At 43.6% G+C, this 21,249-nt stretch carries 18 protein-coding genes and 1 other annotated feature; of the genes, 16 read left to right on the top strand and 2 right to left on the bottom strand.

Features of this window, described 5'->3' with window-relative positions; all coding sequences use genetic code 11:
• The first annotated feature begins 24 nt into the window (after positions 1-24).
• The 8 genes from NSU15_RS17440 to NSU15_RS17405 all read left to right on the top strand — a co-directional run bounded on the left by NSU15_RS17440 (position 25) and on the right by NSU15_RS17405 (position 9,496).
• Complete coding sequence (locus NSU15_RS17440) at positions 25-1,287, top strand: O-antigen ligase family protein (RefSeq protein WP_339286934.1); 1,263 nt, start codon at positions 25-27, stop codon at positions 1,285-1,287.
• On the top strand, positions 1,220-2,533 hold the full coding sequence (locus NSU15_RS17435) for a glycosyltransferase family 4 protein (protein WP_339291375.1): 1,314 nt from the start codon (positions 1,220-1,222) through the stop codon (positions 2,531-2,533). The genes NSU15_RS17440 and NSU15_RS17435 overlap by 68 nt, the downstream gene beginning before the upstream one ends.
• A 62-nt stretch (positions 2,534-2,595) precedes the next feature.
• Entirely contained in the window at positions 2,596-4,506 is a 1,911-nt protein-coding gene (locus tag NSU15_RS17430; protein WP_042128579.1) for a nucleoside-diphosphate sugar epimerase/dehydratase, read from the top strand.
• A gap of 87 nt (positions 4,507-4,593) precedes the next feature.
• Positions 4,594-5,628 (top strand): LCP family protein, encoded by a 1,035-nt coding sequence (locus NSU15_RS17425; RefSeq protein WP_339286932.1) that lies wholly within the window; start codon positions 4,594-4,596, stop codon positions 5,626-5,628.
• Positions 5,629-5,664: 36 nt separating this feature from the next.
• The gene (locus NSU15_RS17420) at positions 5,665-6,279 is read left to right on the top strand and encodes a sugar transferase (RefSeq protein ID WP_076118970.1); all 615 of its coding nucleotides are present in this window, start codon (positions 5,665-5,667) and stop codon (positions 6,277-6,279) included.
• The gene (locus tag NSU15_RS17415; protein WP_042128575.1) at positions 6,276-7,085 is read left to right on the top strand and encodes a GNAT family N-acetyltransferase; all 810 of its coding nucleotides are present in this window, start codon (positions 6,276-6,278) and stop codon (positions 7,083-7,085) included. Before NSU15_RS17420 ends, NSU15_RS17415 begins: the two co-directional genes overlap by 4 nt.
• Positions 7,086-7,163: 78 nt before the next feature.
• Complete coding sequence (locus NSU15_RS17410) at positions 7,164-8,270, top strand: GNAT family N-acetyltransferase (protein ID WP_042128574.1); 1,107 nt, start codon at positions 7,164-7,166, stop codon at positions 8,268-8,270.
• Between the two features lie 59 nt (positions 8,271-8,329).
• Complete coding sequence (locus tag NSU15_RS17405) at positions 8,330-9,496, top strand: aminotransferase class I/II-fold pyridoxal phosphate-dependent enzyme (RefSeq protein ID WP_339286930.1); 1,167 nt, start codon at positions 8,330-8,332, stop codon at positions 9,494-9,496.
• 4 nt (positions 9,497-9,500) lie between these two features.
• Here the strand turns inward: NSU15_RS17405 and NSU15_RS17400 are convergent, their stop codons facing one another.
• Positions 9,501-11,147, bottom strand: a complete 1,647-nt coding sequence (locus NSU15_RS17400; RefSeq protein WP_339286928.1) for a glycosyl hydrolase family 28-related protein — start codon at positions 11,145-11,147, stop codon at positions 9,501-9,503.
• 190 nt (positions 11,148-11,337) lie between these two features.
• On the opposite strand from NSU15_RS17400, the gene NSU15_RS17395 reads away from it, so the two are divergent.
• The 6 genes from NSU15_RS17395 to NSU15_RS17370 all read left to right on the top strand — a co-directional run bounded on the left by NSU15_RS17395 (position 11,338) and on the right by NSU15_RS17370 (position 18,331).
• Positions 11,338-12,282, top strand: coding sequence for an NAD-dependent epimerase/dehydratase family protein (locus NSU15_RS17395; protein ID WP_339286926.1), 945 nt, complete (start codon positions 11,338-11,340; stop codon positions 12,280-12,282).
• A gap of 27 nt (positions 12,283-12,309) precedes the next feature.
• Positions 12,310-13,428 carry an acyltransferase family protein gene (locus tag NSU15_RS17390; protein ID WP_339286924.1) on the top strand — a complete coding sequence of 373 codons (1,119 nt, stop codon included), beginning with the start codon at positions 12,310-12,312 and terminating at the stop codon, positions 13,426-13,428.
• Between the two features lie 331 nt (positions 13,429-13,759).
• On the top strand, positions 13,760-14,815 hold the full coding sequence (locus tag NSU15_RS17385) for an LLM class flavin-dependent oxidoreductase (RefSeq protein WP_339286922.1): 1,056 nt from the start codon (positions 13,760-13,762) through the stop codon (positions 14,813-14,815).
• Between the two features lie 84 nt (positions 14,816-14,899).
• Entirely contained in the window at positions 14,900-15,583 is a 684-nt protein-coding gene (locus NSU15_RS17380) for a Crp/Fnr family transcriptional regulator (protein WP_339286920.1), read from the top strand.
• A 109-nt stretch (positions 15,584-15,692) separates the two neighbouring features.
• Positions 15,693-16,499 (top strand): DNA alkylation repair protein, encoded by an 807-nt coding sequence (locus NSU15_RS17375; RefSeq protein ID WP_339286919.1) that lies wholly within the window; start codon positions 15,693-15,695, stop codon positions 16,497-16,499.
• Between the two features lie 281 nt (positions 16,500-16,780).
• Entirely contained in the window at positions 16,781-18,331 is a 1,551-nt protein-coding gene (locus NSU15_RS17370; RefSeq protein ID WP_339286917.1) for an acetamidase/formamidase family protein, read from the top strand.
• 84 nt (positions 18,332-18,415) lie between these two features.
• Here NSU15_RS17370 and NSU15_RS17365 read toward each other — a convergent pair whose 3' ends face one another.
• A complete protein-coding gene (locus NSU15_RS17365; RefSeq protein ID WP_042128559.1) occupies positions 18,416-18,862 on the bottom strand; it encodes an Lrp/AsnC family transcriptional regulator in 447 nt (148 codons plus the stop codon).
• A 152-nt stretch (positions 18,863-19,014) separates the two neighbouring features.
• Positions 19,015-19,244: a binding site (T-box leader), on the top strand.
• Between the two features lie 100 nt (positions 19,245-19,344).
• Between NSU15_RS17365 and tyrS the strand changes: the two genes are divergently transcribed.
• Together tyrS and NSU15_RS17355 are read left to right on the top strand one after the other, a co-directional pair.
• Positions 19,345-20,604 (top strand): tyrosine--tRNA ligase, encoded by a 1,260-nt coding sequence (gene tyrS, locus NSU15_RS17360; protein WP_042128557.1) that lies wholly within the window; start codon positions 19,345-19,347, stop codon positions 20,602-20,604.
• Between the two features lie 230 nt (positions 20,605-20,834).
• A complete protein-coding gene (locus tag NSU15_RS17355; RefSeq protein ID WP_042128555.1) occupies positions 20,835-21,122 on the top strand; it encodes a hypothetical protein in 288 nt (95 codons plus the stop codon).
• The last annotated feature ends 127 nt before the right edge of the window (positions 21,123-21,249 follow it).

Below are 21,249 nucleotides of genomic sequence, written 5' to 3'. Positions count from 1 at the left end.
TCTCATACGAAAGTAGGGGCTTGTATGACATCAGTATCCGTTGTAGGGAAACCCTACACCATGCGTAATTTATTTCTGTTTGCGGTTATGGGTTACATCATCTGTCTTCCGGCTCAAATTGACTTCGGTGGCGCCTTTCGAATCGCACCCTCTGATCTTTTCTTGATGCTTGGTTTGTTTACGGCAGGTATACACCTCAAATTGGACCGAAGGCAGTTTAGTTCATGGCATTGGGGAATGTTGTTAATTTTCGTCCTTGCTTCATTTGTATCCATTTGGCGCAATGGATTCATTACGCAATACGCTCTATTGCAAAAAGATTTTGGGTTTATACTCCTGCTGCTGACGTATATCATGCTTGTTCAAGCTGTAGATAGCTGGGATCGGTTATATAAAATGATACGTGCTTTTCTTATTAGCGTGCTGATCTTCAATAGTCTGGCTTTGTTCGACTTCTTTAGTGGAGTTAAGGTTCCATATATGGTGCAAGATGGTCGTCTCTCCGGGATGTTAATTGATCCGAATGCATACGGCGGGTTACTAGTAACGGCTTTTGCCATTCATATCATGACGAGTGGGAACGGAGTGAAGCTACTTAGGGGATGGGTGAGTACGCTAGCGACGATTACCTTAGCCGGGGGAATCATGATGACCTTTTCGCGATCGTCATGGATTGGTCTGTTCCTTGTTCTACTTACGCTTCTCCTGACGAATCCTTCTCGACTTCTAAAGATCGGCATGGGGTTTAGTGTCGCGTTTGCAGCACTGCTGTTGTATAAAGGTACTGCTTATCTGGATGTACTTGGGAATATGGCTAGTAGACCCTCGCAGATTCAATCACGGCTTGACATCATTGGGAAGGCAGTAGATTGGATCGTCCAAAGTCCATTATTAGGGATTGGACTTGGTAGCTATAACTATGAATTGCGGATTATTATCCATAATACTCCGATTTGGTTTATGACGGAATTTGGCTTACTAGGCTTGATCGTCTATGGCGGATTCATGATCTGGTTTTTCATCGTCGGGCTCCGTTCTTATCGCGCGGCAGATAAGGTGAACAGACCGATCATTATGGCATTACTGCTATCTCACGCAGCGATGATTGGACTTTCGATGGGCATTGAAGCCTTATTCCAGCGGTACTGGTGGTTCATGATGGCTATGAACGCGGCTTGCATCCGATTAACGAATACGGGGTGGAAAGGAGTGATGCGGTATCGAACCAAAGGCATCGAAAAGTCAACCGGTCGAAAGCTACGACAACAAGCAGAACAAGCGCAATAACAAGAGGTTCGGGAGCATACCTGCTGAAGACTGTGGGCCGGTAAGAGTCGCTTTTGTAGCCTCCATTTTTGGGCATTTTGAGAGTTTCCATCTACCTTATATGGAGTTATTGCAGCAAAAGGGATGTGAAGTGCATGCTTACGCACAACCTGGTGAAGCGAGATTACGGTTAGAAGAGAAGGGAATCGTCTGCCATGATGTGCCCATCCAGCGCAGTCCTTTGCAGATGCAGAACTGGGCGGCTCTAAGGATGTTAACGGAAAGCTTCAAGAAGGAGGGATTTCAGTTCGTCCATGTACATACGCCAGTTGCTTCGATTCTCGGACGGGTTGCAGCCTATAGAGCAGGTATACCTTGCACATTGTATACAGCTCACGGCTTTCATTTTTTCAAGGGAGCCCCTTTAGTGAATTGGATGCTTTATTATCCGCTGGAGCGGTTAATGGCGCGCTGGACAGATGTGCTGATCACCATAAATAGTGAAGATTATACACGTGCCCAGAGATTTTCTGTACGGAAAAAAGTGATCTATGTGAGTGGTGTAGGACTCGATCTCCAGGTTTACAGCAGCGTACGTAATCATCCTGAAGTTGAGGCAGAGAAGGCAGATAGGCGGCGCCAACTATTTGATCTTCCAAAAATCGAGCATGATGAACCGCCCTTTGTCATCCTATGCGTTGCTGAGCTAAACGCCAACAAGAATCAGAAGCAGTTGATTGAAGCGCTGGGTCAGTTAGGGGCTCGAGCTGCTAATATTCATCTGGCTTTTGCAGGTACGGGGCCGCTTGAGCAGACACTATTGGAACTTGCTAATCGGCTAGGTGTCAGCGATCGCGTGCATATGCTTGGATATCGCAGAGATATTCCCGAACTGCTTAGAGCTTGTGATGTTGCTGCACTTGTGTCCTATCGGGAGGGATTACCTCGGGCGATTATGGAGGCGATGGCAGTAGGAAAACCTGTTATCGGTACACATATTCGGGGAATTCGTGATTTGATCGAACATGAGTCAACAGGCATGTTAGTTCCCGTTGATGATATTGTCGCTACCGCTAAGGCATTTATTCAACTACGAGATGATTCAGCATTAACCACAGTGATGGGAGAAACAAATAAGGAGAGTATCATTCGCTACGGATTGCCTGCAGTGCTCCGTGAAATGGACTCGATCTATATAGAAGCATTGAATAAGGAGGAAAGAAAGAGAGTTCCGTCTGAAATGCAACCTAGCCTGTCGGGAGATTGATCATTCACTCACACATAAAAGTCGAGTAAATGAACTTTTAGTTAATTAGGGAGAAAGAAGTGATGAGAATGCGGATCGTCCGTTTGGTCATGTTGGATGCGGGGATTATTGCGGCTTCAGTGTGGCTTGTGTTTTTACTTCGGTTTGATTTTCAAATCCCTGAGATGTACGTGTGGATGCTTCCGTGGGCTATATTGATTCACATTGCGGTATATGCGGCCTTCTCATTTGGATTCAAAGTGTATAACAATATCTGGCGATACACGGGAATGAGAGAGTTATTGCAGCTGCTGAAAGTGAGTGTATTAACACTTGTTGGCGTGATTGTTGTCAACGTATCCGCACACGCAGTAGTTCCTTCCTATCGACTACCGATTTCTATTTATTTTGCAGCAGGTTATGTGTTCCTCGGCATTGTTGGGTTACGAATGGTTAAACGTCTTCTTAATGATGGTTTTGAGACAACGGGTACGAAGGAGGCCTTCGAAGGTAATCTTCTAATCGTAGGGGCTGGTAAGGCAGGAATCCTCGTTACGAAAGATATCAAGCATTCAAGGTTCAAATTTATGAATCCGGTCGCCTTCATTGATGATGATATATCCAAACAAAAGCTGGAAGTAATGGGGCTCCCGATTGTGGGTAACCGAAATTTCATTCCAGAAGCCGTGGATCAGCTGGATATTGCATTCATTATTATTGCCCTTCCGACAGCACCACAAAACGACTTAATGGAGATTATCGAAATCTGCAAGTCAACCAAAGCACAGGTTAAGCTAATGCCTAGTATGACAGAAATTTTGGACGGGAAAATGGCAGTTAATCGAATCCGTGAAGTGTCCGTAAATGATTTGCTGGGAAGAACTCCTGTTGAGATTAACACTGAGGAGATTCGCGAGAATTTAGGGAGTGAGTGTATCCTCATCACGGGTGCTGGAGGCTCCATCGGTTCGGAACTGTGCCGGCAGCTAGCTGCATATCGTCCGAAGGAAATGCTGCTTCTTGGGCATGGTGAGAACAGCATTTACCTGATTGAACAAGAGCTGCGTCAGCTATATCCCGATCAGAAGATTCAACCCATCATAGCGGATATTCAAGATGTGTCGCGGATCGATAGTGTATTTCAAAATTTCCGACCTACGATCGTGTATCACGCCGCAGCGCATAAACATGTTCCACTTATGGAGATGAACCCAGTCGAGGCGGTTAAGAACAACGTTATCGGAACAAGGAATGTTGCGGAGGCGAGCGCCAAATATGGTGCAAAGCGGTTCATTCTCATCTCTTCAGACAAAGCGGTTAATCCAACCAGTGTCATGGGAGCTACGAAGCGGGCTGCAGAAATGATTATTAATGATCAGAATTCATCCAGCAAGACGGTTTTTGCCGCTGTCCGTTTTGGAAATGTACTTGGTAGCCGGGGAAGTGTTATTCCGTTATTCAAAAGACAGATCGAGAGTGGTGGCCCGGTTACAGTCACCCACATGGATATGGTGCGGTATTTCATGACGATTCCTGAAGCGGTGCAATTGGTTATTCAAGCGAGTGTACTGGCACAAGGCGGCGAGGTGTTCGTGCTTGATATGGGTAAGCCAGTTCGGATATACGATCTAGCAAGAGATTTAATACGTCTGTCCGGCTTAGAACCCGATAAAGATATCCCCATTGTGATCACAGGTATTCGTCCTGGAGAGAAATTATATGAGGAACTCCTGACGGAAGAGGAAGGATTGATGGTTACCAATAACTATCGCATCATGATCAGTCGTCCTCAAAGTGTATCCAGATCTGAATTGAATTTGGTTCTTGGAGTTCTGGAGAATTTGTGCAAACGGTACGAATTTGTGCCGAGCAGTTATCAAATTAAGAAATTATTAAAGCAGCTTATTCCGAGCTATTCGGGCTTTCAAGAAGAACCACAGGTTGTTACTCATGAGCTTGAACGGATCAAATCCGAAGTTCATGCGGGGATCTAAGTGATGAAGTCGTTTATGAGCAGTTGGAAAAAGAGATTGCATTTGCGTGGCAAGAGCGACAGGAAATTCACAAGAAAGCAAATAGTCATGAGGCGAATTGGAAGATTCGCCCTGATTGGTTTTCTAATTGTGATTGTTGTTGGTGGGATTTGGATTAGAGGGGTGTTAAATCCTGAACAGCGTTTTCAAAAGGCGGTCCTTAATCCATTGACGATACCTAGCTCTAAAATTTCTGTGGTTCCTGTGGGGAAAACGCACTCGGAAGAGACTTCGAAAAGCCCAGTAAATACGGAGATTACGGTACCTCCATCATCTGAACCAACAGCGACAACATCTGCATCCGATAAAAAAACTTCATCCTTCAATGTTGTACTCATTGGAACTGATACGTGGGGCGGGGAGATTTCGCGTGCAGATACCATCATGGTTGTACATGTGATGCCGGAACAGCGGAAGGTGAACATCGTCTCTGTGCCGCGTGATACAAGGGTTTATGTACAAAATGTCGGATATACCAAAATTAACCACGCTCATATTGTTGGGGAATCCAAAGGTGGGAATGAGCAAGGAACACTGACGCTTATTCAAGCGGTGAGCGACTTTATGAATATCCCCATTCATCATTACATCAAGACGAACTTCTCAGGTGTTCGTGATTTCATCGATTCGATCGGTGGGATTGATATGGTGATCGATCAGGACGTGACCATAACGCCAGAGATTACAATCAAAAAAGGTGAACAGCATCTAGATGGCGTTCATGCACTCTATCTTGCAAGGGAGCGGTATTCTACTCCGAACGGTGACTTTAGTCGTCAAGAAGAGCAATTCAATATCGTTAGAGCTGTGGCCAATAAGCTACTCAGTCCTGAGCATCTTCCGGATCTGGCGGGATTACTACTCCATGAAAAGAAAGACATTATCGATACAAGCTTTAGCGACAGTGATTTGCTCAGCTTAGCTTGGTTATTCAAGGGGATAACTTCCGATGACTTTCAATACGAGCAGATACCAGGTAACAACAGTTTTGGTCCTGATCCGCTAGTTGGAACCAAGGTGTACTACTGGAGTGCTGATTTAAAACAGGTGAATTCACTTAAGGAACGTCTTTTTACGGATTAAGAGAAAGGCGGGAGGAGTACTAACATGTATCGCCATATGAAACGAGGCTTCGATCTTGTGGGAGCGATCGTTATGTTATGTATATTTAGTCCAGTCATGGCTGTGGTGGCGGTGTTGATTCGAATAAAGCTTGGAAGCCCAATCTTATTCAAGCAGCAGCGACCTGGACTGGGAGAGAAACCCTTCTTCATCTACAAATTCCGGACCATGGCTGAACTATATGACACGCAGGGTCAACCGTTACCTGATGACCGACGATACATCAAGTTTGGCGGAATCATCCGGAAGCTAAGTCTGGATGAATTACCGCAATTGGTGAATGTTGTTAAGGGAGAAATGAGCCTGATTGGTCCAAGACCTTTGCTCATGCGGTACAGCCCTTACTACTCCGAACAGGAGAGGCTGCGTTTCTCAGTAAGACCGGGAATTACGGGATTAGCACAGGTGTCAGGACGCAATACTTCGTCATGGAAAGATCGACTTTCGTATGATGTCACTTATGTCGAGAATTTAAGCTTCAGACTGGATGCGCTGATATTATGTAAGACCGTCTTGAAGGTGATTCGCCAAGATGATGTTGTAGCCAATCCAGGTCGGCATAGCCTTCCTCTGGATGAGTATAGGCTGAATAAAAAGGAGGGCCAGGCATGAATGTGCAGTTTAGACCGCTGCATGAAGACGATATACATCATGCATGCCGGCTCTTAAAGAGCAACTTACCGGAGCATGTTTACAATCAAACGATATTTGCTTGTGCTGGTTATCCGGCATATCTACAAGCAGCTTGTAAGTGTGGAGGACATTCAGCCACATTATTGATTGGAGCTTATATTGGAGAAGCGCTCATTGGATTCGCTGAATGGCGAAGAATGGAACAAATGTTGGTTCTGAATAATTTAAATGTGGATGCGCCTTATCGTAAGGATGGTATTGGCGGCATGCTCATGGCATACGGAGAGAAATTAGCAAAAAGGGATGACATTAAGAAGTTGGTGCTGGATGTGTTCTCATGGAATGAACAGGCTCATGCTTGGTATCTTCGTCTGGGTTTTGTTGAAGAAGGACGTACTTATTGGTATGTGAGGGATTTGGATCGTTCATTCGTGGGTAGTGCAGATTTTATTGCTGCTGGATCACATATAGATGATGAGGAAGTGGCGTACATCATTGATGATTACCCGATGGCAGAGGCGCATCATCTAAAATACGGATTCTCTTCTTTTAGGATTAGAACGAAACAGAAGACTTCAGTTGTGGGGCGGCTCGGCGAGCGGTATTTTCGCATCCAACTGCAAAGTGGAGAGTGGGACGGCGGGGAATCACTAACCGATGTGTTACTCGACCTAGATCGTGAGAGAAAGTTGTTATTGCTCTCATCCGATGCATTCCTACGTGAGAGAGATCCTGCGCTAAGCTTAAGCACTGAAAGCATACGTATGATCAAAATATTGGATTAGCAGCGAACGCTTCCGAAGTAAGTTTTTTCGAAGTACCTCAAGGAAGGATACGCTAACTTAACTTTTAGGAGGTGACGTATGAGTAATTTCATTATACTTAACAGCTCGCTTTCTGAAGAATGGGATGCTTATTTGATTCAGATGGATAAGAAGGATATCTATTTCTCAGCAGAGTTTTTTCGAATGTTCGAGGATGATTTTCAACAGGCAGAGTTGTTTGTTTTTAAGCAGGGTGAGAAGCTCATCATTTATCCTTATTTACTACGTTCCATTAGTCATCTTCCAGCACTCATCCAACTGGGACTTGAAGGGGAATGGTACGACATCAGCACACCTTATGGATACGGGGGACCGATATCTAATGTGCCTAGAGGAGCGGAACGATCGGAGCTCTATCGACAATTCAGTGAAACGTTCACAGATTATTGCAGAGAGAAAAGAATTATGACCGAGTTCGTAAGATTTCATCCTTTCATAGGCAATGCTACCGAAGCCCAAAACGGGCTTATTGCGGAGTTGAATCGGAATACAGCATATATAGATTTGACCGTTGGCTCAGAGTCAGCACTAATTCAGAACTATGGCGGCAATCATAAAAGAAATATTCGTAAACTAAAGTCAGCGCCATTTACCATTCGAAAGTCGGAGCTTAAGGATCGGATTGAGCCTTTCACCGAATTATATTACGGCACGTTAGATGATTTACAAGCGGATCCCTTTTATTATTTTCCTCAAAAATTTATAGAAGATACAAGCCTTTTGCCAGAGGGACGGGTAGCGCTGTTCGAGGCGATGGATGGGGACAAGGCGGTAGCCGCAAGTATTGTGCTCCTTGATCGGCCCTGGATGCATTATCACTTATGTGGTTGGGATCGAGCTTATCTGCAGTGGTCACCCACTAAACTTCTCATCCACTCAGCAGCGGTGTGGGGGATGGAGAATGGATACGAAAAATTCCATCTCGGTGGAGGATATACAGGTAACGACGAACTATTTCAGTTCAAACAAAAATTTGCGACTCAACTAGAACCACTGGACTATTACCTAGGTAAGCGAATATTTTTCCCCGAGGTGTATGAACGAATAATGTCGCTCTATGACACCGGGGGGGCGGGGAATTACTTTCCACTCTACCGGCATCCCTCTTTTTTGAATCAAAATATCATGGACCATGCTCTGAAGTAATTCAATAAGATATGTAATCCATTTGGATTAAAGCATCCAAATGGAGAAAGGAGCAAGGCATGAGTATTCGTCAACCAAGCATTCTACCACGAATCTTGTTATCTCCACCCCATGTGAGTGGACGTGAACAGGCTTATTTGGAGGATGCCATTCACTCTGGCTGGATCGCTCCCATAGGACCACAAGTCGATGCTTTCGAACGGGAGATGGCCGACTATACAGGTTCAAAGGGTGCACTTGCATTAAGCTCTGGAACAGCGGCAATTCATCTTGCACTGCGTCTTGCCGGCGTTTCTCAAGGAGATTACGTGATTTGTTCGACGCTCACGTTCGTAGCTAGTGCCAATCCTATTCTATATTTGGGGGCTACACCTGTATTCGTAGACTCAGAGCCGGAGACATGGAATATGTGTCCACTAGCCTTTCAACGGGCCTGCCAGGATTTGAATGACAGAGGGCTACTGCCGAAAGCAGCCGTTGTTGTCAATTTGTACGGGCAGAGTGCAGACATGGAGCCGATTGTAGAAATCGCGAATCGTTATGGTATTACATTGATAGAAGATGCGGCTGAATCTCTAGGTGCCTTTTATCATGGAAAGGCTAGCGGTACTTGGGGCCGCTTCGGAATTTATTCTTTTAACGGTAATAAAATCATTACAACCTCAGGTGGAGGTATGCTTGTATCGGATGATACCGAAGCGTTGGAACAGGCTCGTTTCTGGTCTACGCAAGCGCGTGACACTGCACCACATTATCAGCATTCCGAAATGGGTTACAACTACCGTCTCAGCAATCTGTTGGCAGCAATAGGCCGCGGTCAGTTGGAGTTACTAGAGGAAAGAGTTGAGCGGCGTAGACATATTTCTCGAGTGTATTCAGAACGATTGGGATCCGTTCCAGGTCTTCATTTTATGCCGGAAGCGCCTAATTGTCGCAGTACACGCTGGTTAAGTGCGCTAACGATTGATGAAGAGATCGCGGGCTTCTCCTCTAATCAACTCTTAAAGTGCCTGGAATTTAACAATATAGAAGCTAGACCGGTATGGAAACCACTGCATTTGCAGCCGCTGTTCGAGAATGCCTTCTATTATCCATACATGGAGGGACATAGTGTATCTGATCAATTGTTCACAAAAGGTGTATGTCTACCCTCTGGAAGCTCCTTATCGGATGATGATCTGGTTCGTATAATGGATGCAATAGAGTCATGCATTCAGAACCGCTGAATATTTACTTGGCAACCCAACCGTTAGCACCGGTTCCGCTTTCCTTCACATAAAAAGCAGCTTTAGCTACACCATCTGTTCGCATAGCCAGACTGCCAATCGGAGCGGTTATCGTTCCCTCTGGCGAACCTTCCACGATAAATACTGCTGGAAGCAGTGTTCCACCAACGAGTCGGACTGCCCGTTTGAAGTTGCCATAGGTAGAGAACCATTCAGTAATGGCATACGGATTATACACGGTGCCAAGGGAAGTGCCTTGCATGGCAACCAATGTTTCAAATTCTAGAATGCGTTTTACCTTCACAGAACGGGTATCAAATACCGCTACATTGTTCAAACGCAAGAAAGGCTTAGCCGAACCATAAGAAGAGACTAGTACTACCTGATTGGTCCCGCTGTTACGAACGATCATATTGTCAACAGTAACCATGGTGTCTGATTGTGTAGCGAACAAGTATAAAGAACTTCCTACTAGATCCTGTGCATCCATAGTCCCCACATAAAGATCTCCTCCGTCGATTCGGACTCCGCTAGCTAAGCTGGAGCCTGAGCCGTACACTCCTAACGATCCGATATGCAATCTTGGTTTACCTCCAGCAGCATTAAACGCAGCAAAGATCGCAGGACCACCGATGCCATCGAAGCTTGCACTAGCGATATCAATAAATTGTGAATAGATCGTCTGTAGACCGTAACTAGCTTTATGATCGGTAGAACGAATAAATAAGTTACTGATTTTTAACGTCAGTCCATAAGAGAGTATAGCAGGACTCGCTGATCCACTAACACGCATATCAAGTGAACCGATGTCGAGGGTCCAGAGTCTAGCGATTTCATCTGTAAGTCCTGCTGACAGATCATTACCGAAACCAGTGGTAGTCAAGGAATCGAAGCGTTGATAAAAGCTGCGAGTACCTTTGAACTCATCGGGCTCCAAGTCTAGTGAGTTGGCTCCAGTGAAGCTAGGAGCTCCGCCGCGACTGTTGTTCAGGACAGCACTGTTGACATGAAGTTGGTCTACAAAATGGATGACGAAGTTCTTGCGTCCAGCCGTTTCACAGCGCGCATACCCGATCTGCACGTTAACGGATGGAATCGCTTCTGTGCCTCCAATGAAAATATTGTCACCGTAGCAATCATGGGAGTATACCGATTCGATGGATATATTTTGCGAAGAAGAAATGAACAAGCCGTGAAGCTGATCGTTGACGTTTGTTTTCACAGTCGAAGCACTTCCATCAATTTCGAGATCGCCTGTTATCGTGATATCAGAGGCGTTTAGGATGACAAGTACTCTAGTATCTGAAGGAGGGTTCGAAGCCAGTGACAGCTTAGATCCTGGTTCAAAGCTTAGGTTAGTTCCGGTTGGTATACGAAGACACCACCATTCAAGGCTGGAAGGATTACGCATGCGGCCTGAAGATACTTTATATACACCAGGCGGGAAAATAATAACCTTGCGTTTGGCATTTCCGGCATTGATTGCATTTTGAATCGCGATGGTGTCATCTTTAGTACCATTCCCTGTAGCGCCATAGGATCGAACATTCACATAACCGTTAGTTTCAGGGTCTAATTTAATAGAAGTGACCGCGCCGTCCGCAATCACGGACGTTGTTACAGAATTGTCTGGAATAGGTGCAGTTGCCATATACTTCACTCCTTTATTTTTTGATTTGAAATATAAGAAAGTCCTCGTTATATACATCCTTATATTTCTACGAGTAACGGTTGTCGTCCATATTGGATGACAACATCGTTTCTTCTTAAGTATTTTATGTGAACTTTTCTACTGATGCACGGTACAAAGAGCACCTTACAGGGCGAAAGGAGTTTTTTATTTGAAGGTTTTAGTAACCGGGGGGCTTGGTTTTATTGGGTCACATGTTGTTGATCGGCTCATAAGTGAGGGTGTTGAAACTGTAATAGTGGATAATTTATCGGGTGCGTCCGGCTCGTTCTATAGAAACCCTTCTGCACTTCTGTATCCGTACGATATTCGAGATGAGACATTGGGTGAAGTTTTTAGCCGAGAGAAACCGGATGCGGTCATTCATCTGGCTGCACAGATCGACGTAAGAGAATCACAGCGCAATCCTTTGTTTGATGCGAATGTGAATATTGTTGGAACACTAAATGTCCTGCGGATGTGTGAGGCCCATCAGGTTGAAAAGATCGTGTACGCTTCCTCGGCTGCTGTATATGGTAACCCTGAATATTTGAGCATTGATGAGAGCCATCCCTTAAATCCTGAGTCCTGCTATGGCGTATCCAAAAGTGTCCCTGAGTCCTACATTCGAATGTTTGCCAGCATGCATGGGCTGAAGTATACCATTCTCCGTCTTGCGAATGTTTATGGACCCCGGCAAAGCTCACATGGGGAAGCGGGCGTCGTTTCAATTTTTCTGGATCGCATGAAGCAAGGCAAGGAGCTTGTGATCTATGGGGATGGGGAACAAACCAGAGATTTTGTCTTTGTTGAGGATGTGGCACAGGCGTTTGTAGATGCAGCTCGTTCAAATGACAGAGTGGATAATCAAATCATAAATATTAGCTGTGGAGTGGCTACCTCTATTAATACGATTGTGGAGATGATAGGCGGCATTACAGGTCGCGAATCCCAAACGATTTATGAACAGGCACGGCCGGGAGATATTCTTCATAGCTACTTGAACAATAGGAAAGCAAATGAGTTGATGTCCTGGTCTCCTAACCATGACCTTCACCAAGGACTCAAAAAGACGATTGCAGCCCGATTGACTGTAGGCAGTGCTGTGGACCATTAAACGCAAATATTGAAAGGGGTCATCCCCATGGAACGAAAATTGAATTCTGAAATGTTTGTTCTGCGTAGTATAGCCTGCTTGAGTATTGCGCTACTACATGCTTTATATCGTGTCTATGATGATGGAAATACACCTTGGGTGGAGTCGGTGGGTCTGTTGCTTACGTTTGGCACACCGGTATTCGTATTTATCTCTCAATTCGTATTGTCTTTTGCTTACCCTGAGGGAATACCCGCGAGATTTTGGGAGAAACGAATCAAGTATATATTACTTCCCTACTTTTTTTTCGGGGCTTTGTACGCCGGGTTAAAAGGAGTGGATATGGCAAGCAGTGAGGGGATTCCGCTTCTTCAAGCTTTTTGGTATTTCCTTTGGCGTCATTTGTTGCTTGGTGATTTTCATGGCTACTTTATCCTCATTATATTTCAGTTTTACGCCTTGTTCCTCTTATTTCAAAAGCATGCCAAAAAGTTTACTCCACGCTCCATACTGATTGCCTCATTCGTTATAAACGTAGTGTACTTAGGAATCTTCAATTTTACCAAACCCGCAGATACGGTAGCTGCTCAATATATTTGGGATAAATTGTATTGGATTTTCTCTCCGGGGTGGATATTCTACTTTACTGTGGCTTATTACTTGGGGCGAAATGAGAGTTGGTTCCGGGAAAAATTAAAACAGTTTCGAGTAGCTGTCTTCATGCTTCCGGTTATAACTGGGGCACTTGTGCTGTTTGTGAACGGACAAGGTTGGATTACGGCGCATAGTTCCAAGAGAATTGATATGTTACTTTTCGCTATGAGTATGATTTTACTACTCTTTACAGTAGCTTCTTCATTGAAAAAAGTGCCGCGCGTGTTAGAGTGGAGCAGTAGATACTCCTTTGGTATATATTTGCTTCACCCGTTGCTGTTGGCTTTGTTTGTTAAGCTTCCTTCTTCATTCGGGTTGCAAAATCTGGGTCTATTCAGTGTTCTGTTGCAATTTATCGGGTGCGTGGTTGGCTCAGCGCTCATCATGAACCTAGCGAATCGCATTCCTGGCGGAGCCTTTGTATTCGGTCGAATCGGGATTGGAATCAATCAAAGAAAACCTCCGAAACCGCTGGATAAGCCCATAAGCACGAGTATTGGAAACATAAACTAGCTTAAAAATTGACCACTACATGCCGTTTTCAGGTGCTTAGTGGTCTTTTATTTTTTCTTGGTAAATCGCCGATGCATCAAATTAGTAGCGTAGTCCCAGTTTAATTATGTGTTGCATCCAGATCGAGTATTGCCTTGCCACTTCGGATGATGGACAAAATCATTAAAATAAGTGCTCCACTGTCCGATCTATAATCGAGGGGATCTAAAATAGTTGGAATTATTGGGGAATCCTATTATAATGGGTTTCTTGATTCACAGTAATCATGAATATTTAACCAATTACATCCAGAGAAAAATGCGGGCGCGCAGACATTAGGAGGAAATGAAAAGTGGAACTTGGAGTTAGCACATTTGTTGAGACAACCCCCGATGCCCATACGGGTGAGACAATAAGTCATGCAGAGCGACTACGTGAAGTAGTGGAGGAAATTGTACTTGCTGAAGAGGTGGGGCTAGATGTATATGGAGTGGGAGAGCATCATCGTTCTGATTATGCGGCTTCATCACCTGCAGTTGTGTTAGCTGCGGCTGCATCGATGACTTCGAAAATTCGATTGACCAGTGCGGTAATGATATTGTCTTCAGCAGATCCTGTTCGTGTATTTCAAGACTTTGCAACGCTGGACGGGATATCAAACGGACGTGCGGAAATTATGATCGGCCGTGGTTCGTTTACAGAGTCCTTTCCTTTATTCGGTTACGATCTGAAGGATTATGAAGAGCTGTTCAATGAGAAGCTGGAATTGTTACTAGCTATTCAAAAGTCAGAAAAAGTAACCTGGAGCGGCAAACATCGCGCAGCCATAAACAATCTGGGAATTTACCCGCGACCGGTTCAAGATCCGTTGCCGATTTGGATTGGGAGTGCCGGAAGTCCAGAGTCTGCAATCCGCACAGGAGCCTTAGGATTACCTTTTGTTTTAGCGATTATTGGGAATGTTAAACCGCTTGATTACGCGTCACATGTGCGGCTTTACAAGACAGCTGCGGCTGAAGCCGGGTACGATATCTCAAGCTTGCCTATTGCCTCACACTCTCACGGGTTTATTGCAGAAACTAATGAATTAGCGTTGGAGAAGTTTTTCCCTTCAACGCATGCTCGGACCAATGTGCGGGCGAAGGAAAAAGGGACACCTCCATACCATCGTTCCGATTATGATGCAGCTTGCAGCTTTGACGGTGCTCTGTACGTAGGTGATCCAGAAACTGTTGCTAACAAAATCATTCATCTTCGCAAGGAGGTGGGGATTACGCGATTCTTTTTACATGTGCCCCACGGTACGATGCCTCATGAGGATGTTATGCAAGCCATTAGACTGTTGGGAACGGAAGTAGCCCCTCGTGTTCGTGAAGAAATCGCGCGCTGGGAAGCAAGTAATCGTTAATGAGTAAGCTGCGTCCTTAGGACGCGGCTTTTTTTGTAAGGTATACTAAAGAAATGAATAACGTTTTAAGACACAGGAGGGGCAATGGAGACTATTCATTATTTATCTCAATTTAATTTGCTTCAATCGTTAGCGCTCGAAGATCTAATGGAAATGGAAGAGTTAACTCGCATAACAGTGGTCCCGAAAAATACATATATTCAAACACCGACAACCTTCTCTGAAGGATTATTTTTTGTTAAAAAAGGAAAGGTTCGCTTATACCGCTTGAATTCAGATGGGAAGCAGTTTACGTCGGATATTCTGAGTGAGGGTAATGTTTTTGGTGAAATGAATGTGATTTCGTTTGGAACCAGAGATCATTACATTGAAGCAATGGAAGAGTGTCATATCTGTACAATTGATTCTGTAAGATTTGAAGAATTCGTAGCTACTCGACCTAGATTCTTGATGTCTTTAATGCAAGTGTTGAGTGATCGAATAAAAAGTATGAGTCAGTTATCGCAAAATCTAGCCATCGGAAATCTCCATGATAAAATATTGTGCGTTCTCTTAAAGCTTTCTGATCAGTTAGGAGTTAAGAATGAGGATAATTTATTCAGAATTGATGTTCCGCTGTCACATCAAGAAATCGCTAATTTGATTGGTGCGAGCAGAGAAGCGGTTACGGTAGCGCTGCAAGAATTGGTGAAAGCTGAGGTGATTCAGACAGGGTTCAGAACTATCTATGTTCATCGAGACAAGATTTTGGAAAGAAATATAACATAGCAATCGAGTTGTAAACGAGATTACAGCTTTATTTTTAGAAACAACGGTATCCTAAATATGACATGAAGGTGATTTAAGCTTTCAAATCATAGATGAAGGGACGATTTCTATGGAGCGTAGGAAGGGAGCTCGAAAAGTTAGCGATATTCCGACTGAGGTTGTTGAACTGTTACATAAAGGACAATTACAGACTGTGAATTTAACGGAATGGCTTGCTGTGGATCATCTTGTGCTGCTGGAAAATGTGATGGACGAGCTAGGTTTTGGGCAGGAATCCAACCCTATTTTGCAAAGGCTGAGCGATTTATCCGAAAAGAGAATCATGAAGCTGATACCAGCCATTGCGCGTGAGTTACAACAGGTATTAGAGAGTAAATCTGAGCGAGAACAATCCCGTTTATTCACAGCTTTAGCGCAGCATCTTTCTGATAGTGTCCGCTGTTGGGCTGCCTATATGATCGGTTTAAATCAATCTTTAAGTTTATCGCAAAAGCTAACGGCTATCCGTCCTTTTGCAGCGGATGATCATTTTGGGGTACGCGAGATTTCATGGATGGCTTTAAGAGAATCAGTAATTACAGAGTTGCACGAATCTATTAAGTTATTAGAGCGCTGGGTTCATGATCAAGATCCGAATATAAGGAGATATGCGATCGAATTGACGCGGCCGCATGGTGTGTGGGCGAAGCATATTACTGCGCTTAAAGAAAACCCGGTAATTGCACTTCCGCTATTAGAACCACTGAAGTCAGATTCAGTGAAATACGTTCAGGATTCTGTAAGTAATTGGTTGAACGATGCGAGTAAAAGCAATCCGGATTGGGTGCTGCAGCTTAGTGAGAATTGGTTGATGTCCTCAGATACAAAGGCAACGAAACGGATCGTAACCCGGGCTACAAGAAGTATTACTAATTAATAATGGAAAAAAGGTTCACTTTCAATTGAGATAAAACGCCGACACTTTGTTCATAAGTGAAGGTGTTTTTTATTGCTAAAAAAGGGGATGGAAGGAATATCAAACGAGCTGTCGCAAAGGTGTTGGCTTGGATTATTAAAGGTACATAATCATTGTGATTTATTATTTAAAGTAAAAATAAAGAAAATATTTATATTGTTAATCCTTAATTCATCTGTTATACTCAAAAACACAAAATGTTATATAAACTAACATTAAAATAAGCTGAGGAGGATAAAATTATGAAAAAACAAACTTTTCGCAAATCAAGTGTTATTTTATCAGCGGTTTTACTAGCGGGAACATCATTTAATGTTATGTATGCTGACACTAATAAAGGTCAGAATACACCGAAAACGCATGTGCTGAAGGCAAATTCTGAGACTGTTCGGTGGGGGAATATCGGTAAGGGTGATCCAGCTTTAACGGTACAATCTGGTGATATTGTAACGGTTGAAGCCATTACTCATCATTCCGGTGATGATTACGATCGAATGATTAAGGGGTATGCGGGAGTCGAAGAAATTTTTCACTGGATAAAGGGGGAGAAGAACGAAGCACTTCGCGGGCCAGGTGTACATATTATGACGGGACCTATTGCTGTAGAAGGTGCTGAACCAGGGGATGTTCTGGAAGTGAAAATTCTGGACATGAAGCTAAGACCTAATGGCAATGACAAATACGCTGGCAAAACCTATGGCGTGAATGCCGCGGCGAACTGGGGTTATCTGTACGGAGATATGGTGGAGGAGCCGAAAAAACGTGAAGTGGTCACCATCTATGAGATGGATACAGAGGGTGGAACAGATTATGCAACAGCTGTTTATAATTATAAATGGACTGTTCAGACTGATCCGGATGGTCAAGTGCACCCGACAATCGACTACCCAGGCGTAATTGTAGACCATAATACGATTGATAAGAACTTTGATGTATTGAAAGGTGTGAAAATTCCGGTACGTCTACACTTCGGTACAATGGGTGTCGCACCTAAAGAAGCGGATATCGTAGATTCAGTACCCCCTTCTTACAATGGTGGCAACGTAGATGATTGGCGTATTACTGAAGGTGCAACGATGTATTATCCTGTATCTGTACCAGGGGCGCTACTGTCGATTGGTGATCCGCATGCGGGGCAAGGGGATGCCGAAATTAACGGAACTGCTATCGAGACATCCGTGACGGGTGATATTCAAGTCGTTCTTCATAAAAAAGCAACGCTTAATAAAAAACTGAATGGATTAAGTTTCCCATTACTAGAGAACGAGAATGAATGGGTCGTACATGGGTTCAGTTACGCGAATTATTTGGAGGCACTTGGAGCTAGTGCACAAAAAGATATCTTCAAAAACTCATCCATCGACAAAGCGATGAAAGATGCTGCTCATAAAACAAAAGATTTTTTAATGGACGGAATGAATTTGAGCGAGGATGAAGCGTACTCCCTGATGTCTGTGTCAACGGATTTCGGAATCACACAAGTAGTGGACGGAAACTGGGGAGTGCATGCTTTGATCGATAAAGGTCAATTCGGTGATTCGGAGCGTAAGGCTGTGGGATTACGTAGCAGCTTTGAAGGTTTTGGTGCGAAGGTGAGTTGGAAACCGACTACTCAGACAGTTACTATAAGCTACAATAACAATGTGCTTGAGATGAAAGTCGGGGCGACGACAGGAGTGTACAATGGTGAAATCGTTAAGCTCGTTGCTCCAATAGAAGTTGTAAAAGAGAAGATTGAGGTCAGCGAATATTTTGCGAATTTTTATAAAGCTAAGCTATCTAAAACAGAGTAGAGTGAATTAATTAGCAATTATTCGATTATATCCTTCAGTATCCATTTAAGAAAAAGAACCGTCTTATTTAGCCGGTTCTTTTTTTTATATATTTAGACCATCCTGATTTTTGTGGCGCTTTAATAAAATTTGGTTTTCTACACGTACTAGACCATCCAGACAGTAGATTGATTCATGCATAAACCGTTCCATCTCTTCAAGATTCTCAACCAGAATATGGATGTGAAGAATGCAAGGACCAGTCATTTCATAAAGTACTGCAACGCGTTCGTTTTCTTTCAGGACTTCGACAATATGATTTAAATGAGCAGGCTCTACTTCAAGTTCCAGATAAGCGGAAATTTTCTTGCCAAGCTTCTCCGCGCTAATGACAATAGAAAATTGCTCAATGATTCCTTGATTGACGAGCCGATCAATACGGTCTTTTACCGCTACACTGGATAAATTAACTTCTTTAGCCAGATCAGTATAGGATATTCTGCTGTTTTGGGCCAGCCGCTGCAAAATATGATTATCGATAGGATCAAGCATGCGGATTCGTTCACCTCTTTTTTCGTAATTGTAACAGAAAAAAGATGGAAATGCCTAGTAGTGCATCACAGCAGGAGTGAGTCTTAGGATTATCAGCTTAAGATAGTTGACATTGAAGAATTATTTCTCTATACTGGCTGTAATCTTATAAACGATATACGTTGAAGAAGCCCAGTAGTAGCTTAGTCCCTGTTCCAGAAAGCCGGGGGTCGATGAAACCCGGTACACACTAAGAGTACGAATTACACTTTGGAGTATCTCGGCTAACCCCGAGCGGAATGGCGAACGATATCTCGTCACGAGTGGCATCAATGCTGTACTTTAGCTTAGTGTTTCATTGATGCAATCTGGGTGGTAACACGGTTATTCAATCGTCCCTATGTCTACAATAGACAAGGGGCGATTTTTTGTTTTTTAAATATAAGGATTTATATGTTTCACTTCATCAATAGGTTATCTACTAATTTAAGGGGTGTTAGGCAATGAATATTATCGACGAACTAGAATGGCGCGATGCCATCAATCAACAAACCGATGCCGAAGGGCTTAAAGAATTGACCAACCAGAAATCCGTTTCAGTGTACTGCGGTGTAGATCCAACGGGTGACAGTATGCATATTGGCCACTTGATTCCGTTCATGGTACTCAAGAGATTCCAACTTGCGGGACACCGCCCAGTAATTCTAATTGGTGGTGCTACTGGTACGATCGGTGATCCAAGTGGACGCCAGTCTGAACGCTCTTTGCAAACATTGGAGCAAGTGCAAGCGAATGTTGATGCACTTACTGCTCAGATGAAAAAACTGTTCGTGACCGATGGCGACAATCAAATCCGCATGGTCAACAACTACGATTGGACGCATAAAATCAATGTTATCGAATTTTTACGTGACTACGGGAAGAACTTCAGCATCAATTCGATGCTTGCCAAAGATGTTGTAGCGAGCAGATTGGACAGCGGAATTTCCTTTACGGAATTCTCCTACCAAATCCTGCAATCTCTAGATTACCTGCATCTATACAAACATGAAGATGTGCAGCTGCAAATTGGTGGCTCGGATCAGTGGGGGAACATTACAAGCGGTCTAGATTTAATCCGTAGAAAAGAAGGCTCTGAGGCTGTAGCATTTGGACTTACTATCCCACTGATGTTGAAAGCCGATGGTACGAAATTCGGTAAATCAGCTGGGGGAGCCATTTGGCTGGATCCGAACAAAACGACAGCATTTGAGTTCTACCAGTTCTGGGCGAACACTGATGACCGTGATGTTGTGAAATACTTGAAGTACTTTACATTCCTGTCTAAAGAGCAAATTGATGCGCTTGCGGAAAAAGTACAGACCGAACCTCATAAACGTGAAGCGCAAAAAACACTTGCCGAAGAAATGACAAGATTCGTGCATGGTGAAGAATTACTAGAGCAAGCTAAACGCATTACTGCTGCTTTGTTCAGTGGAGATATCAAGTCCCTAACAGCTGATGAGATCGAGCAAGGCTTCAAGGAAATGCCGACTTACGAAACGACTTTGGAATCCAAGAATATCGTGGAATGGCTAGTTGATCTCGGTATTGAGCCATCCAAGCGTCAAGCGCGTGAGGATATCACCAAAGGAGCAATCTCCATGAATGGTGAGAAAGTTAGCGATGTTGGACTTGAAGTTACAGCTAGCGAAGCTATCGGTGGCCGGTTTATCATTATCCGTAAAGGGAAGAAAAACTACAGCTTGGTGAAATTGTCCTAGAGGAAATAGTGTGAAAAAGCCTTCCTTATATGTATAAGGGAGGCTTTTTGTTAGGATTGATATTCTCATTCTGTGATTAGAGACTTTTTTTCGACGTATTAAATTGAAAATCGAAAGGTAAAATAGTGAAAATTATGTTAAGCTTAGGATTCGTGTGATTTATGGATTAACATGATAGTCTGAAACCATATTGGAAAATTAGGAGTGGTAATTTGAGAAGACAAAAACCAATGACCATGGAAGAATTGATGAATGAGCTACAAGGTCAGAAAATGAATCAAGAAGATCCCAATCACATCTCTTTTGAGAAGTTGTTTAATGAAGCGTTTATGAGTAAGTATTCCAATTGCAAGAGCTTCGATGAGTTTCTAATCAAAGGGAACTTTCAAGTAAAGTCAGAAGAAGATGTTGATGACATACCTGATGAACTTTTTGATCGTCATGTGGTGAGGGAGACGAAGTTTGCGGATTGGAAATCAATGTTGGAAACAGCAAATAAAGAATACGTTCGTAATTAATAAGACGTAGTGTCTAACTACCGTTAGACTCATCCTCAAAGAAACTGCACCTCCATTACTTTGTCTCAACAGACAATAGGGAGTGCAGTTTTTTTATCTCCGGATATTCGACAAACTATGATGTTTT

The sequence above is a fragment of the Paenibacillus sp. FSL E2-0201 genome (genome assembly GCF_037963325.1).
Taxonomy (GTDB): Bacteria; Bacillota; Bacilli; order Paenibacillales; family Paenibacillaceae; genus Paenibacillus_AQ.
The sequence above is the reverse complement of the archived record's forward strand: the minus strand, read 5'-3'. Positions and strand labels throughout refer to the sequence as shown.

What these genes read in the sequence shown, in the direction of transcription:
- NSU15_RS17440 (WP_339286934.1), top strand. Translation starts at nt 25, where the DNA reads ATGACATCAGTATCCGTTGTAGGGAAACCCTACACCATGCGTAATTTA.
- NSU15_RS17430 (WP_042128579.1), top strand. Translation starts at nt 2,596, where the DNA reads ATGAGAATGCGGATCGTCCGTTTGGTCATGTTGGATGCGGGGATTATT.
- NSU15_RS17425 (WP_339286932.1), top strand. Translation starts at nt 4,594, where the DNA reads ATGAGGCGAATTGGAAGATTCGCCCTGATTGGTTTTCTAATTGTGATT.
- NSU15_RS17420 (WP_076118970.1), top strand. Translation starts at nt 5,665, where the DNA reads ATGAAACGAGGCTTCGATCTTGTGGGAGCGATCGTTATGTTATGTATA.
- NSU15_RS17415 (WP_042128575.1), top strand. Translation starts at nt 6,276, where the DNA reads ATGAATGTGCAGTTTAGACCGCTGCATGAAGACGATATACATCATGCA.
- NSU15_RS17410 (WP_042128574.1), top strand. Translation starts at nt 7,164, where the DNA reads ATGAGTAATTTCATTATACTTAACAGCTCGCTTTCTGAAGAATGGGAT.
- NSU15_RS17405 (WP_339286930.1), top strand. Translation starts at nt 8,330, where the DNA reads ATGAGTATTCGTCAACCAAGCATTCTACCACGAATCTTGTTATCTCCA.
- NSU15_RS17400 (WP_339286928.1), bottom strand. Translation starts at nt 11,147, where the DNA reads ATGGCAACTGCACCTATTCCAGACAATTCTGTAACAACGTCCGTGATT.
- NSU15_RS17390 (WP_339286924.1), top strand. Translation starts at nt 12,310, where the DNA reads ATGGAACGAAAATTGAATTCTGAAATGTTTGTTCTGCGTAGTATAGCC.
- NSU15_RS17380 (WP_339286920.1), top strand. Translation starts at nt 14,900, where the DNA reads ATGGAGACTATTCATTATTTATCTCAATTTAATTTGCTTCAATCGTTA.
- NSU15_RS17375 (WP_339286919.1), top strand. Translation starts at nt 15,693, where the DNA reads ATGGAGCGTAGGAAGGGAGCTCGAAAAGTTAGCGATATTCCGACTGAG.
- NSU15_RS17370 (WP_339286917.1), top strand. Translation starts at nt 16,781, where the DNA reads ATGAAAAAACAAACTTTTCGCAAATCAAGTGTTATTTTATCAGCGGTT.
- NSU15_RS17365 (WP_042128559.1), bottom strand. Translation starts at nt 18,862, where the DNA reads ATGCTTGATCCTATCGATAATCATATTTTGCAGCGGCTGGCCCAAAAC.
- tyrS (WP_042128557.1), top strand. Translation starts at nt 19,345, where the DNA reads ATGAATATTATCGACGAACTAGAATGGCGCGATGCCATCAATCAACAA.
- NSU15_RS17355 (WP_042128555.1), top strand. Translation starts at nt 20,835, where the DNA reads ATGACCATGGAAGAATTGATGAATGAGCTACAAGGTCAGAAAATGAAT.